This window comes from Salirhabdus salicampi, assembly GCF_024259515.1.
Lineage (GTDB): Bacteria > Bacillota > Bacilli > Bacillales > Alkalibacillaceae > Salirhabdus_A > Salirhabdus_A salicampi.
The window spans coordinates 286,675-300,954 of the sequence record NZ_JANBWE010000001.1 but is presented as its reverse complement, the minus strand read 5'-3'; the positions used below and the strand labels follow the sequence as shown (position 1 = coordinate 300,954).

Here is a 14,280-nt window from a genome sequence, read left to right as displayed (position 1 = left end):
TTTTCTTACCTTTACTGAACTTTGACCCGGTTGGAGGTTTCTCCCGCCTTGTTTGTATACGGATTGTAAGGTATAACATAATAGGTTGGCACATCCAATATGCCAATTTCATTATCAATCAACAAAGACTCGCCGATTACTTGACCAACTACACGATCCTGTCCTGCTTTTTCTTCATAGACTCGATAGATAATCCGTTCATCACTGGACCCAGACCAAGACAATTGAACCGATATTCCGGAGAATAAACTGAATGTCCGTTTAGCTGTTAAATCTGTTATGATTGGCAACTGAACTGGATCCGGAAGTTCCTTTACCTCCGTTGGTTTCAGAAACGCTTTATCTAAAGATTTCTGTTTATCCACCTTTGATAATATATCTTTAAACAATCGTGTAGGAACACCACTACCACGTGTTAAGTAATGATTTTCATCTGTTCGGTCATACCCCATCCAAATGGCACCAACATATGCAGGTGTATAACCTGCAAACCAAACATCCTTATATCCATCTTGTGATGGATGTTGCGTTGACCCTGTTTTTCCAGCTAAAGCTTTGTTAAATTCTCCTTCACGGCCTGTTCCTTCCTTTACAACCGCTTGTAACATTTTTGTCATATACCAAGCCGTCTGGGGATTAAACACCCGTGTATTCGTCTTAGTCGCTTTTCCTACATAAGAACCATTACGATCTTTTATAGCAATAATTGAATATGGCTCTTCGGTTACACCATTATTCGAGAGAGCACGGTATCCTAGAACAATTTCTAATGGTGTTAGTCCTTCTTCTAATCCCCCAAGTGCGACAGCCAATCCTTTATCAGGCAATTCAATTCCCATCCTCTGAAAGTACTTCTTACCATGGGTGATTCCAATCTCATTCAGTAGCCAAACTGCCGGGGCATTTTTCGATGTAACTAGTGCATCATACATTGTTACTTCTCCATCGTATCTATCATCATAGTTTTTTGGAGTATAATCACCATATGATGTTTTATGATCTTGTAACAATGAATACGGTGAGTATCTATTAAGTTCCAGAGCAGGTCCATAAACAATTAAGGGCTTTATTACTGATCCTGGCTGCCTTTTCACAAATACCCGGTTTAAGTCCCCTCTCTTATACTGTCTACCTCCAACAGCAGCAACAATTGAACCTGCATTTTGATCTAATAAAACAAACGCCCCTTCAATATTAGGTTGAGATCCTTGAAAATATTCGTCGTTTTGAAACGCTTCATATGCAGTTTCTTGTATAAAAGGGTCAATAGCTGTAACTACCTCATAACCACCCCGATATAATTCAGCCTTACTTATGTGATATTTTTCTTCTGCCTCTTGCAGCACAATATCTATATAAGTATCAAGCCATGGGCGGTCTATTGTTTTGCTATAATTAACCCCTAAAGTACGACCTTGCATCGAAACAGATGTTTCAGCATCAATCATCCCTAAAGCTTGCATGCGTCTTAAAACGATATTTCTACGTTGTAAAGCCTGGTCGTTGTTTGTAATCGGTGAATACGTATTTGGTGCCTTCGGTAGAGCGGCAAGTAGGGCTCCTTCCGAAATCGTTAAATTTTGCACCGATTTACTAAAATATAGTTGTGCTGCTTCTTCAATCCCATAAGCCCCATGCCCAAAGTAAATTTCATTTAAATAATATTCTAATATCTTCTTTTTACTTAATTTTCGCTCTAAATAAATTGCGCCCATCGCTTCCTTCGACTTACGCATTACCGTTTTTTCACTTGATAAAAAATGATTTTTGATTAACTGTTGTGTAATCGTACTCCCGCCTTGCACTTTATCAAACGCTACGATGTCTCGGTAAACCGCCCGGAGCACGCCAATAAAATCGACACCGGCATGTTCATAGAATCGATTATCTTCTATCGCAATAAACGCATTTTGAACATGTTCAGGTATCATCTCGATTGGAACAAATTTCCGATTTTCATCGTATATTTTTGCAACTACATCTCCTTCTGCAGTTTGTATAACGGTCGACTGAGAAAAGACAAAACTTTTCTCATCAACAACTGATTTTCCACCTAAAAGAATCGCAAAATATCCACTTATACTAAAAAAAAGTAAAGTAACAACTATAATAGAAGCCCACTTTAAAATTGGGCGGTCACGAAGAAATTGAATAAGAAACTTTTTCAAAAGCTACACCCCACAGATGCTATTCAAACATAATACCAATATTATACGATAACTCACCAAAATTGGACAAAATTAAAAAAAGAAGGGCAACTCTTCAGCCCTTCTTTGATTTCTATATGTTACCTACATATACTTTCCTTGCATTAACCCATTTCGATGAGCATATACAGCAGCTTGTGTACGGTCTTGCACACCTAGCTTATTTAAAATATTGCTTACATGCGTTTTCACTGTCTTTATCCCTATATAAAGCTTGTCACTGATCTCCTGGTTCGTTAAACCATTCCCAATACAAATTAACACTTCGAATTCCCGTTCCGTTAACTCTTCATGGGGGGATGTTTCATAATGGCGAAATCTATTCATCATCTTTCCCGCAATCTTTGGTTCTATTACCGTCTCACCTTTCGCAGCTTTTTTAATTGCGGCAGCAATCTCAACTGCTGATGACGTTTTTAACATATAACTAAAAGCCCCAGCCTCTATTGCCGGAAATACTTTTTCATCGTCATAGTAACTCGTTAAAATAATAATTTTACAATTGGGAAGCTTACTCATGATTTCTTTCGTTGCTTCAATCCCATTCCCATTTTCCATCATTAAATCCATTAAAACGACGTCCGGTTTTTTCGTTTTTGCCACTTCAATACCTTCTGTTCCATTTGACGCTTCACCAACAATATTTAATTCATCTACTGTTTCTAAGTAAGTTGTAAGCCCTTTGCGGACCACTTCATGATCATCGACCACAACAACGTTTATCTTTTGTTCCATCCCATTTCCCCCTACTGTGGAATTAAAATAGAGATATATGTCCCTTCTCCCTTTTGTGACCGAACTGTAAATGTTCCACCTAATTCCTCACAGCGCTCTTTTATCGTCTTTAACCCATAAGACGTTTTGTTTACCAGTTTTTCATTAACATTAAAACCGTCACCGTTATCAGTAATATGTAAATAAATGTCATGTTCCTTCTTTTTTAAGTTAATCGCAACCTTTGTTGCATTAGCGTGACGTAAGATATTTGAAAGCGATTCTTGTATCATTCGGAATAAATGTTCTTCTTTTGCATCTGACAGCTTTCCAATGTTTTCTACATCGACATGAAAATCAATTTGACACTTTTGTTGTAGTTCTTCTATTAAGTTATATAATCCTGTTTTCAACGACTCTCCTGATAAATGCACAGGACGTAAATGCAACAACAATGCCCTCATTTCTGTTTGGGCTTGTAAAGCCATATTGGTAATCTCTTCAATTTGGCCCTTTGCCTTGCCCACATCTTTATCCATAATACGAACCGTGGCTTCGGACATCATCGTTAACGCAAACAACTGTTGGCTTACCGCATCGTGTAGATCGCGAGCAATTCGCTGCCTTTCTTCCACAGTTGCTGCTATGTGAGCATGTTGTGCATATTCTGATTTTTCATCTGCCATTCGTTGTAATGATTTTACTTGTTCCTGCATTTTGTTTGCTAACTCATTTAATTCTACAGTAATTTGCCCTATTTCATCACCTGTTTCAGAGTCTAATATTCTAGATGAATATCTGCCTTTCGCCAGAGCCGAAATGAGCACAGAGATTGCTTCTAACCGTTCTTTAAAAGGGGTTCCATATTTGAATCCGACATAAACCGATACAGGTGTCATAACGAAAATACTTAAACTTAGAAAAAGGAAAATACTTTCGAGGGTAAGCCATACAGGTTGAAACACAGAGTAACTGAAAAACAACAAAAAAGCGATAATTAATAAAGAAAAATAAATCGTTTGTAATTGGGACTTTACAAATCGAAATCGTAACGTATTTATTTTCGCAAACATATGCCCCACTCCTATACCCGGTCTACTCGAATGTCACCGACTTGAAAATCTAATTTTATCTTAAGTTTTTTGCTTGCCTCACCATAATCGGGTGTTTCATACATAATATATTTATTCAATCCTTCTGCTTTTTGGTCAATAATTTGAATGTCACCAACATTAGCAGTCGCCTCAATGTTAAAAGCTAAGTCTTCTGGCACCATCATTTTTATATCCCCAACCCATCCGCGAATTGTAATTGACGTTTCTTTTTCAGGAATAAACGCTTTTGTGAAATCAAAACGATAATCACCGACACCAGACCATAAATCCATCGGTTCCACTTTCCAATTTTCCTGTGTAAACCGTTGATTGCCCACAAAATGTTTTTCACGATAGTCCGTACTACTCCCTGATTGATTCATGTTACCTACTGAAACGACTCTTACACTCTCTTTTTTTTTCTTTGAAAATTGTAAGAAATTCATCCCAATATATATGAACAATAACGGCCAAAGTCTCCAAACATCACTATATGCAAATGTGAATGTTCCAAATTGCCCTACAAGCAATAAAGAGCCGTATATGAGAAGGAAGGATCCGACTGTCCAGCTACCTCCCCGCTTTCTTAAACGATTGAACAACAGTTTTATGCCTACAATTAAAAAAACTACTGGCCAAAAAATTGACAAAATGCCCGCTATTTCCACGGAAATAATACCAATATTTGATAATAAAAGCGTAGTGCCGAGTAATATGAAAAGTATTGCAACAATCATTTTAAACAATGTACGAATTTTCATTTTATCTTCACCCTTTTTTTCGTCTAACTAATATTTTGACTCATTGCGTTTATTGTCCTGCAATATTAGTTAATCGAACGTATTCTATATATAAAATGCTTTTACTCTTTACGAAAGTTTCCTTATATCCATAATAATCTAAAAATAGTCATAGCATAACGAGCTATGGATGGGTTCTTCCTCGGTCTCTAGACGGAGAGTGACAGAATTGTTTAAATCATTGTGTTCTCGGGAAACGTATAATAGATATTTTAAAAAAAGGGGTGACATCAAATGGACAATGAAAAATCAGCGTTAATTGAAGGATTAAACGAGGACCTCGCCAATGAATATGCTGCTGTCATTATGTATACATATAATGCTGCAGTAGTGAAGGGGCTATTTAGACCAGTATTGAAACCTTTTTTTGAAGGGGAAATTACTGATGAGGCGAGTCATGCCCTTTACTTATCTGAAAAAATTAAAACATTAGGTGGAACACCAACGACGACACCGAAGTCGGTTCCACAATTAACAGGGATTCGTGAAATGTTGGAAGCGGCAAAACAAGCCGAAATTGATACAATCGAACGTTATATACAGAGAAAAGAGCAGGCTGAACAACTCGGTTACACTGAGCTTGTAATAAAACTCGAAGATATGATTGCAGATGAAACACATCATAAAGAAGAGATGGAACGCCTTCTTGATGATCCACTACTTCAATAAAAGATAAAACTCCGAACAACATGTTCGGAGCTTTATTTTGCTATAATACTATTAAACTACTTTGTTAGGGGGATACATAATGTGGAACGAAATCTTTGAAAAGATTGAATCATCGTACCAAGAAATGGTAGATACAAGGAGATATTTGCACCAGCATCCCGAACTATCTTTCCAAGAAAAACACACATCCCAGTTTATTGCACAACAATATGAAGAATGGGGGATACCATACGAAACAAATATTGGAGGTTATGGGGTTGTTGCAACGTTGAATGGTGGAAAAGATGGAAAAACAGTTGCATTAAGAGCGGATTTTGATGCATTACCTATCCAAGATGAGAAAGATGTTCCATACAAATCAACAGTACCAGGTGTTATGCACGCATGTGGTCATGACGGACATACAGCCTCACTATTAGGAGTAGCAAAAGCCCTTCTTCCTTATCAAGAGGACCTTCCCGGTACAGTCGTATTTTTACATCAACCAGCAGAAGAGTATGCTCCAGGCGGAGCAAAACCGATGATTGATGACGGTGCGCTAAAGGGGGTTGATGCTGTATTCGGTACCCACTTATGGGCTGATGCACCTGTTGGGGTCATTCAAACAACAAAAGGACCATTTATGGCAGGGGCAGATCGGTTTGAAATTACCATTAAAGGTAAGGGAGGCCACGGAGCACTTCCACATCAAACGAAAGATGCAATTGTTATCGGTTCCCAGCTCGTAACGCAGCTACAACAGATTGTCAGCAGAAGATTAGATCCATTAAGTACAGCCGTTGTGACAGTTGGAACATTTGAAGCAGGGCAGGCATTTAACGTCATTGCCGATCAAGCACGGATATCAGGTACAGTTCGAATGTTTGATGAAGATGTTCAAACTAAAATTATAAAGACAATTGAAAATATGGTGAAAAGTGCATGCCTACCTTATGAGGCTGACTATGAACTAAATTATTTAAAAGGATATCCACCTGTTATGAATCATAGAAAAGAAGCGGAATTAATTTTAGATGGCTTTACAGAAGTTAGCGGAATTGAAAGAACAGAAGAAATCCTTCCTGTAATGGGGGGAGAAGATTTCGCTTACTATCTTCAGCATAAACCTGGAGCCTTTTATTTTACAGGGGCACAAAAAGAAGGACATGTGTACCCCCATCATCACCCAATGTTTGATTTCGATGAACGTGCATTACCACTTAGCGCAAAAACGTTAGTGCAAGCATATCGCCTGTACCAACAGGAAAACGGCTATACGTAAGAAAATGTATGCTGGGAATATTATCATTAGGAAAAGCCCAAATCGACATGTGGATTTGGGCTTTTTCATTGGGTGGGCTTATTTACTTACTCTGTAATAAACGTAGGCGATAAACGTTCATAACCGTCTCGCCTAATTGGTTCATTAATTTTCTATTGGCCCATGCCCCAACGATAGCACCAAATCCTGGGACAAGTTGCAACATTTTGACTACATCCAACGAATCTCTATATTCTTGTTGGAGAGTTTGCCAATCCATATGGTTGAATGTTAACTTTTCCTGTTCCCAGTTTACTAAAACATACAAGGCTTTTCGGCGCTTTTCTTCACTTGAATAGGCAACCATAAAGGTATGTAGCAAAAACATTCTTTCTTCATACCGACGTACATCGATTCCGTATATTTGCCCTGCATCGAACAAAAATTTCATTTTTATACTAAGAAGCATCGGAAAATCAGCTAAACCGAGGAACACTCCGCCAGCTCCTGTACCAGCTCCCTCAACCATTGCTGTCTTTCGGTATTGATTTAACCGTCGTTTAACCTCCCGTTCTCGTTCTTCAAACGTCCAATACTCTTTTGCATCTACAGAATAAATATAAGAGGAGCTTGTCAAAGATAATTCCATCATTTTGCGTACACTATCCGTTATCGTTCGATGAACCTTTTGAGGAATTTTTTCATTGATTTTCGTCTGAATCTGTTTCGATCCTTTTATAATCATTGACGAATTCCGCTCCATTTTTCGCTTCCAAATGAGCGCTTCACGTAAAGCTTCCTGTTCATATTGGCCCATTTCATTTAACCCTTTCATCTATGAAGCACGCAACTTCTTCTTTACATAAAACTGAATAAAAAACATCGTAAACAACCCGCCAAGAATCCAGAGTAAAACCATCTCTTGCCATGAAGCAGCCATAGCAATTAAGAGACCTAATAAAAATGTTTTTACTACTAACAACTGAAGTAACAAATGGGTGATTGCTCTTTGACGGACATTTTTAGGAATTGGGTATAAGTCTAACCAATCCATTGTTCGGTAATGGTTCCATAACGTAAGAAGTTGAAAACCACTTAAGTAAATAAACAGCAAGGCAAAGACTAATTTGAACCAAACACTTGGGATCCAAAAAATAAAAAAGGCAGCTAGCAAGAATAAACGGACATACATACCTAAGTAATCACTACTACGGGCAAATGTAATTCGATATAAGTAATCATATGTCCCCTCATGTTTAAATGGTACTAATGACACTAAGAAGCGAACGAGGAATCGGCGTTTTTTTACCCGTTGTTTTAAATGGGGTACATCAGTAAACAAGTTCGCCAATCGATAAAAAGATTGCATTCTTGCCATATCTTTTTCAATCAACACATCCCAGGCTAGTCCCTTTTTCGCTGTTGTCATGTAATTAAATAACAATATTCCTACAAACATAACGGTTGTAATAGTCGCATACAAGTATGCGTTCCCCTGTAAAAAAAAGAAGATCGTAAAGATGTTCAATAATAAACGGACTAATACATCAAAAAAGTGGGATTGACGGTCCCTTTGTTTTAACATCCACCAGGAAGCCAATATATTCCATGCCTTAAAAACAAATAAAACAATTAGTAGATATAACAACCAAACGGCATGTTGGTTCGTTACGGACAAATATAACGGGGCAACAGCGGCAACAACTAATACAAGCCAATACATCTGAATTGAAATGCTATACACTAAGCTTTTGTTAAAATATGGTTTCAACTTATGTTCAGCCGGCAATAAAAAGACTGTGTCTGCTTCCTTTAGCAACGTCCGCACGGGACTATGGGTCAGTAATATACCTAACGTAATCGCCATAATCCATTCTACCGGAAATGTACGCGGTAACGTTTGGATCCATTGTTGATAGTAATATGCCGATGCTGCTACAAAAAATAATAAAGCGAAAGCTAAATGATCGTTAAACATCAGACGCATATAACGACCCAATTCCTTTACATGACTCGTTAGTCTCTTCTTCCATAACTCATTTGCGTTAAACATTGTCATCTTCCTTTGTTAGTTGAATATACAAATCATCCAACGTAGCTGAAGGCATTCGAAACTGTTGGCGCAGTTCATCTAATGTACCCTTCGCTCTCACTTGACCTTCATGTACAATGACAAACCGATCACAATAACGTTCTGCTGTTGCTAAAATGTGTGTAGACATCAACACACCTGCTCCTTGTTCCTTCATATTGTTCATCATTGTTAAATACGACTGAATACCTAACGGATCAAGACCGAGAAAGGGCTCATCTACGATATAAAGGAGAGGCTGAATTAAAAAAGCGCACATGATCATGACTTTTTGCCGCATTCCTTTTGAAAAATGCACGGGGAAAAATTTTAGTTTCTTATCAAGACGAAATTCTTTTAATAGTGGTTGTATTCGTTCTTCAAATTCCTTTTCAGAAATGTCATACGCCATCGCTGTTAAACGTAAGTGTTCATACAATGTAAGCTCTTCATATAAAACAGGCATTTCAGGAATGTAAGCGAATTGTTTGCGGTATTGTTCCGGTTGTTCGTGAAAAGTCTTTCCATTGATTGTGATATTGCCCTTCTTTGGCTCCATCAGACCAATAATATGCTTGATTGTCGTACTTTTCCCGGCACCATTTAAGCCAATTAAACCTACAATCTCATGGGGGCGTACATCAAACGATATCCCATGGAGTACATTTTTTTGTGTATATCCACCTACGAGTTTGTCTATATGTAAAAGCGAATCCATACTATCCCTCTTTTCCCTTAACTTAGTGTAAATTTTACCATCAATACATTGAAAATCAAAAGTTTGTATAAAATTATATTCCTTGTACACAATAATGATTGAAGGTTTTGGGAGCAGTTTTGTGAAACATTGTCTTAAGCCGATAAACCATTCGAAATGGGGTGTCCGTGAAAGACAATTCTTTCACCACGTATCGTTTCACAGCATCTGAAGCAAATTACCTGGTTATGTAAAATTCCCAGTGTAATTCCCCATCTCATGAATCAGTTGCTACCCTTTACCTTCAAACAGAGCACTCTTTAGTGCTCTGTTTTTCTTTACAACCAAATGTTTCCTTTATACAATAAAGGAAACATAGTGAGGAGGGTTATAATGTCAGATTGTATTTTTTGTAAAATTATTAACGGTGAAATACCTTCTGCTAAGGTGTATGAAGATGAACATATTCATGCGTTTCTTGATATAAGTCAAGTTACAAAAGGGCATACTTTAATTATTCCGAAAACACATACCAAAGATATATTCGAACTAGAAAGTGATGTTGCCGAAAAATTATTCGCTCGTGTTCCAAAGGTAGCAAATGCAATTGACCAAGCATTTAAACCGAAAGGATTGAACATATTAAATAATAATCGTGAATTTGCTGGACAAACAGTCTTTCATTTACATATACATCTTATTCCGCGATATGATGAACATGATGGGTTTGGTGCAAAATGGACTACGGACGGCAACAGTACCCCTGAAGAATTACAACAAATTGCCAGCCTCATTACGGATGCACTTTAACATTGGACAAACCCTTACGAATAGACATCTGTTAGGAAAATAGGAGTCTTTTCATGTTTTTTAACGATTGTCCTAAACATTAAGCTAGAAAAACGTTATAATAAACATTAGAGAAAGGGGTAATGGATATGGCAAAAGGAAAATCTCTATTGCTCGGCTTCTTTTTCGGAAGTGTTGTCGGAGCCTCAACTGTACTGTTAAGTACCCCAGCTTCTGGTGAAGAAGTTCGTCGCCGGGCGAGGGAACAAAGTCTTAAATTAAAAGAAACCATTACGGAATTAACGAACGAAGGAATTGATTTAAAAAATCAACTAACACGCACCTCTAAAGAGGGAGCTGCGCTGTTAAGAGATTTATCGCAAGATGTGAAAAAATCAATTGATAGCTGGAAAGAAACGATAGAACCCCACCAGCAAAACATTCAAGAACATCTTCGTCAAGTTGAAGAAAGTTTAAAAGAACTTGAGGAGAAAATGAACAATTCGTCAGATCAGACGAAAAAGAGCGAATAAAAAAGTATAAAGTACTGACTAAACCCCAGTTCGTTGACGAACTGGGGTTTAGTATTTTTTATTTTAAAAAATGTTTTATCCAAAATAAATACCCCCCTTTTCATGTCATTCATGAAAAGGGGAGCATATTATATTTCAGTACTCAATCTCTAGTTATTATTCGTTAGGTTGTAAATCTTCAATAGAGTCTACATCCATGTAAGATGGAACAACAAGTCCGATTTTTGCACCTGTAAGATTTTCCCCTAAATCAACAAGGTCATCTTGGAACTGAGCGTAAAGGTCACCGTGAGTACCTGGTAACCATGCAGCTACCATTCCATCTGTATTACCTGTTGCTACAGACTCCCACATTGCTGCGTTTTCAACAGAAGTGATTGTTACATCAAATCCTTTACTTTCAAGGACTTTCGCTACTACATTTGTAGAAGCAATTTCGGAATCCCAAAGTACATATACAAGCTCAACTTTAACGCCGTCTACATCTTCAACGCCTTCAGTCCACTCTGCTACTTTGTCCTGATTGTTATCAATCCAGTTTTGCGCTGCCTCAGCTTCGTCAGCACCATTTTGAATTTCAAGCATAACAGATTCCATATCAGCAGCAGTCCAGTTAAACTGGTCTAGAACTTTGTAAGCGTTAGGCTTTTCATCTTCTAGCCCTTCGCGAACCATTGTTTTAATCACTTCTTCATCACCAAATACTTTTTCCGGATCATCAAGATATTTCAAGTCAAACTTAGCGAACTTCCAGTGTGGAGTCCAACCAGTTACGATAATCGGTTCTTCATTTGCAATAGCTTCGCTAAGCGCAGTTGCCATCGCACCACTAGAAGAAGTAGCTACTTCCCAGCCTGCAAGACTGTCATATACCTCAGTTGCTTCTTCTGCAGATCCAACAACACCTGATCCTGGCTCAATACCAGTAATCGTGTAATCTAATTGTTCACTGACACTTTCAGTGACTTCATTGTCATCGCCATCGTCATTACCATTACCTGCATCTTCGTCATTAGAACCACAAGCAGCTAATAATAGTGACAATAAAAGTACTACTGTTAAACCTAGATGTTTCCACTTTAAGTTAAACATAAATTGAAATCTCCCCTTTTGTATATTTTTATATTAAACTTTTCTAAATGAAAAGTTCATACCAGATTAATAGCTTCCCTCTTGCTTATTCAAGCTTTGAGTAAAGCGATCAAAAATAATGGCTAAAATAACGATACAAAAACCAGAAACAAATCCTGGACCGGCTAAGTTACGGGAAAGAGCTTCCTGCACTTCTTTTCCTAATCCCGGTGTTCCAATCATGGACGCAATTACAACCATGGACAAAGAAAGCATTACTGTCTGGTTAATTCCAGCCATAATTGTTCGTTTTGCCATCGGAAGCTCAAGTTTAAATAATTTTTGGAAAGGTGTACTTCCAAATGCTTCCGCCGCTTCGATCAGTTCATCTGAAACTTGTCTAATGGCCAAATTCGTAAAACGAACCGTAGGTGGTGTTGCAAAAATTAATGTTGCAAAAATACCTGGTACAATTCCAATACTGAAAAAAGCAACTGCTGGAATTAAATATACGAATGATGGCATCGTCTGCATTAAATCTAAAATGGGTGTAATTGTCTTTTCAAGTTTATTGCTCTTTGACATCATGATGCCAATTGGCAGTCCGATTAAAACCGAAATCATACTAGCCGTTACAACCAATACTAACGTTTGCATTAATTCTACCCATAACCCTTGGTTGTAAACAAAAACAAGTCCTACTAATGAAAATGCTGGTAAGCCAAATCGTTTTCCTGAAAGAAAGAATGCTGCAACAACGACAATAAGAATAATAATTTCGGGTGGAATTTTTACTAGATTATCCGTTACGGTATCTTGTAAAAATGTTTTAAAATCTTCTCGTAAAAACTGAAACGGTGCAGCTAACACTACTTTCAGCCAATCAATAAAAGCATCTACCCATTCACTTACCGGGATTTTCGGTATTTTATCTAATAAATCAAACATCTTATTCATTCACCTCGCTACCGGCTAGCGCGGCAATGACCGCACCTCTTACTATAATTCCCCGTAGTTTACCCTCTTCTACTACGGCAATCGGAACTACAGAATCGTAAATTGTGTCCATAATCTCTTGCATTGGTGTATCTAATACAGCTGTTGGTACGTCCGTTTTTAAAATTTCTTGTAAATTTGTTATGTTATTTTTCTTAGCATTTGAAGCGTCATCTGCTGTCACGTATCCTTTTAAGTTACGTTGTCTATCCACCACATAAATGCTAGATAAACCTTCGTCTAACATACGATCAAGCGCTACACGGGGACCGTGTTTTTCAATATTGATTGTCTCAGGACGCTTCATAACGTTTTCCGCAGTAAGTACTTTTGAACGATCAACGTCTTCTACGAACTTTTCAACATATTCATTCGCAGGATTTGTTAAAATTTCTTCAGGTGTCCCAATTTGTACAATGGAACCGTCTTTCATAAGTGCAATTCTATCACCGATTCTTAAAGCTTCATCTAAATCGTGGGTGATAAATAGAATCGTTTTTTTCATTCTCTCTTGTAAATCTAATAATTCGTCTTGCATTTCTTTTCGGATTAAAGGGTCTAATGCTGAGAAAGCTTCATCCATTAACAATACTTCAGGATCGTTCGCTAATGCACGTGCTAAACCTACACGCTGTTGCATTCCTCCTGACAGTTGTGATGGATACTGATCAACATATTTTCCTAACCCAACTAATTCAAGTGCTTGTGTCGCTTTTTCTTTTCGTTCCTCTTTTTTAATGCCTTGTACTTCTAAGCCGTACTCTGCATTTTCTAGTACGGTACGGAACGGGAATAACGCAAAACGTTGGAATACCATTCCTAATTTTTCTCGTCTTACTTGACGTAACTGCTCCTTATTCATATCTGCCAGATTTACATCATTAATAAGGATGTCACCTTCAGTTGGTTCAATTAGTCTATTAATCAGGCGTACTAATGTAGACTTACCACTTCCAGATAAACCCATGATAACAAAGATTTCTCCTTGCTCAACTTCAAAGGTTGCCCGATTTACCCCAACTGTATTACCTGTCTTACCTAAAATCTCTTCTTTTGAAAACCCAGCGTCGAGAAGCTTTAACGCATCTTTCGGTTTCTTTCCAAATACTTTCGATAAATTTTCTACTTTTATAATAGGCACAATGTTCACCTCACTCAATCCATTAACGTACATTACATTCAGATGCCTTTTTTTGTGACCATTTCCTTAACACCCTTTATACTATACTCCTTACAGTACCCAAAGTACAAACTGCAAAAACGTTTATTTAAGAACATATTTTTTGTACAGTTGAAACTGTATAGACTAACTACACCTTATTCTTTTAAATACTACTAAATACTCATAAATTCTCCTCACTTTCCAGTTTTTAAAATGTCCATCATTTTAGTAATGTGT

14 protein-coding genes are annotated in these 14,280 nt (G+C 37.6%); 4 read left to right on the top strand and 10 right to left on the bottom strand.

Annotation, left to right across the window (positions count from 1 at the left end):
• Positions 1-11: 11 nt before the first annotated feature.
• The 4 genes from NLW78_RS01605 to liaF form a co-directional block, all read right to left on the bottom strand.
• Positions 12-2,168: a transglycosylase domain-containing protein gene (locus NLW78_RS01605; protein ID WP_254494578.1), complete on the bottom strand. Its 2,157-nt coding sequence runs from the start codon at positions 2,166-2,168 to the stop codon at positions 12-14.
• 123 nt (positions 2,169-2,291) lie between these two features.
• Entirely contained in the window at positions 2,292-2,942 is a 651-nt protein-coding gene (locus tag NLW78_RS01600; RefSeq protein WP_254494570.1) for a response regulator transcription factor, read from the bottom strand.
• Positions 2,943-2,953: 11 nt separating this feature from the next.
• Positions 2,954-3,994, bottom strand: a complete 1,041-nt coding sequence (locus NLW78_RS01595; protein ID WP_254494568.1) for a sensor histidine kinase — start codon at positions 3,992-3,994, stop codon at positions 2,954-2,956.
• Between the two features lie 11 nt (positions 3,995-4,005).
• Positions 4,006-4,776 carry a cell wall-active antibiotics response protein LiaF gene (gene liaF / locus NLW78_RS01590; protein ID WP_254494566.1) on the bottom strand — a complete coding sequence of 257 codons (771 nt, stop codon included), beginning with the start codon at positions 4,774-4,776 and terminating at the stop codon, positions 4,006-4,008.
• A 273-nt stretch (positions 4,777-5,049) separates the two neighbouring features.
• On the opposite strand from liaF, the gene NLW78_RS01585 reads away from it, so the two are divergent.
• Positions 5,050-5,484: a ferritin-like domain-containing protein gene (locus tag NLW78_RS01585; protein ID WP_254494564.1), complete on the top strand. Its 435-nt coding sequence runs from the start codon at positions 5,050-5,052 to the stop codon at positions 5,482-5,484.
• A 79-nt stretch (positions 5,485-5,563) separates the two neighbouring features.
• Positions 5,564-6,745, top strand: coding sequence for a M20 metallopeptidase family protein (locus NLW78_RS01580; protein ID WP_254494557.1), 1,182 nt, complete (start codon positions 5,564-5,566; stop codon positions 6,743-6,745).
• 82 nt (positions 6,746-6,827) lie between these two features.
• On the opposite strand, the gene NLW78_RS01575 is transcribed toward NLW78_RS01580, so the two are convergent.
• The 3 genes from NLW78_RS01575 to NLW78_RS01565 are packed head-to-tail and all read right to left on the bottom strand — an operon-like array spanning position 6,828 to position 9,513.
• Positions 6,828-7,541 (bottom strand): EcsC family protein, encoded by a 714-nt coding sequence (locus tag NLW78_RS01575; protein WP_254494555.1) that lies wholly within the window; start codon positions 7,539-7,541, stop codon positions 6,828-6,830.
• A gap of 18 nt (positions 7,542-7,559) precedes the next feature.
• On the bottom strand, positions 7,560-8,777 hold the full coding sequence (locus NLW78_RS01570; protein WP_254494554.1) for an ABC transporter permease: 1,218 nt from the start codon (positions 8,775-8,777) through the stop codon (positions 7,560-7,562).
• Positions 8,770-9,513, bottom strand: a complete 744-nt coding sequence (locus NLW78_RS01565) for an ABC transporter ATP-binding protein (protein ID WP_254494552.1) — start codon at positions 9,511-9,513, stop codon at positions 8,770-8,772. The genes NLW78_RS01570 and NLW78_RS01565 overlap by 8 nt, the downstream gene beginning before the upstream one ends.
• A gap of 372 nt (positions 9,514-9,885) precedes the next feature.
• Here NLW78_RS01565 and NLW78_RS01560 point away from each other — a divergent pair, with 372 nt between their 5' ends.
• On the top strand, positions 9,886-10,302 hold the full coding sequence (locus NLW78_RS01560) for an HIT family protein (protein WP_254494549.1): 417 nt from the start codon (positions 9,886-9,888) through the stop codon (positions 10,300-10,302).
• Positions 10,303-10,430: 128 nt separating this feature from the next.
• Positions 10,431-10,814 carry a YtxH domain-containing protein gene (locus NLW78_RS01555; protein WP_254494548.1) on the top strand — a complete coding sequence of 128 codons (384 nt, stop codon included), beginning with the start codon at positions 10,431-10,433 and terminating at the stop codon, positions 10,812-10,814.
• A 156-nt stretch (positions 10,815-10,970) separates the two neighbouring features.
• On the opposite strand, the gene NLW78_RS01550 is transcribed toward NLW78_RS01555, so the two are convergent.
• From NLW78_RS01550 to NLW78_RS01540, 3 genes are all read right to left on the bottom strand, one after another.
• Entirely contained in the window at positions 10,971-11,906 is a 936-nt protein-coding gene (locus NLW78_RS01550) for a glycine betaine ABC transporter substrate-binding protein (protein ID WP_254494545.1), read from the bottom strand.
• A gap of 66 nt (positions 11,907-11,972) precedes the next feature.
• Positions 11,973-12,833 carry an ABC transporter permease gene (locus NLW78_RS01545; RefSeq protein ID WP_254494544.1) on the bottom strand — a complete coding sequence of 287 codons (861 nt, stop codon included), beginning with the start codon at positions 12,831-12,833 and terminating at the stop codon, positions 11,973-11,975.
• Between the two features lies 1 nt (position 12,834).
• Positions 12,835-14,022 carry a quaternary amine ABC transporter ATP-binding protein gene (locus NLW78_RS01540; protein ID WP_367617647.1) on the bottom strand — a complete coding sequence of 396 codons (1,188 nt, stop codon included), beginning with the start codon at positions 14,020-14,022 and terminating at the stop codon, positions 12,835-12,837.
• Between the last annotated feature and the right edge of the window lie 258 nt (positions 14,023-14,280).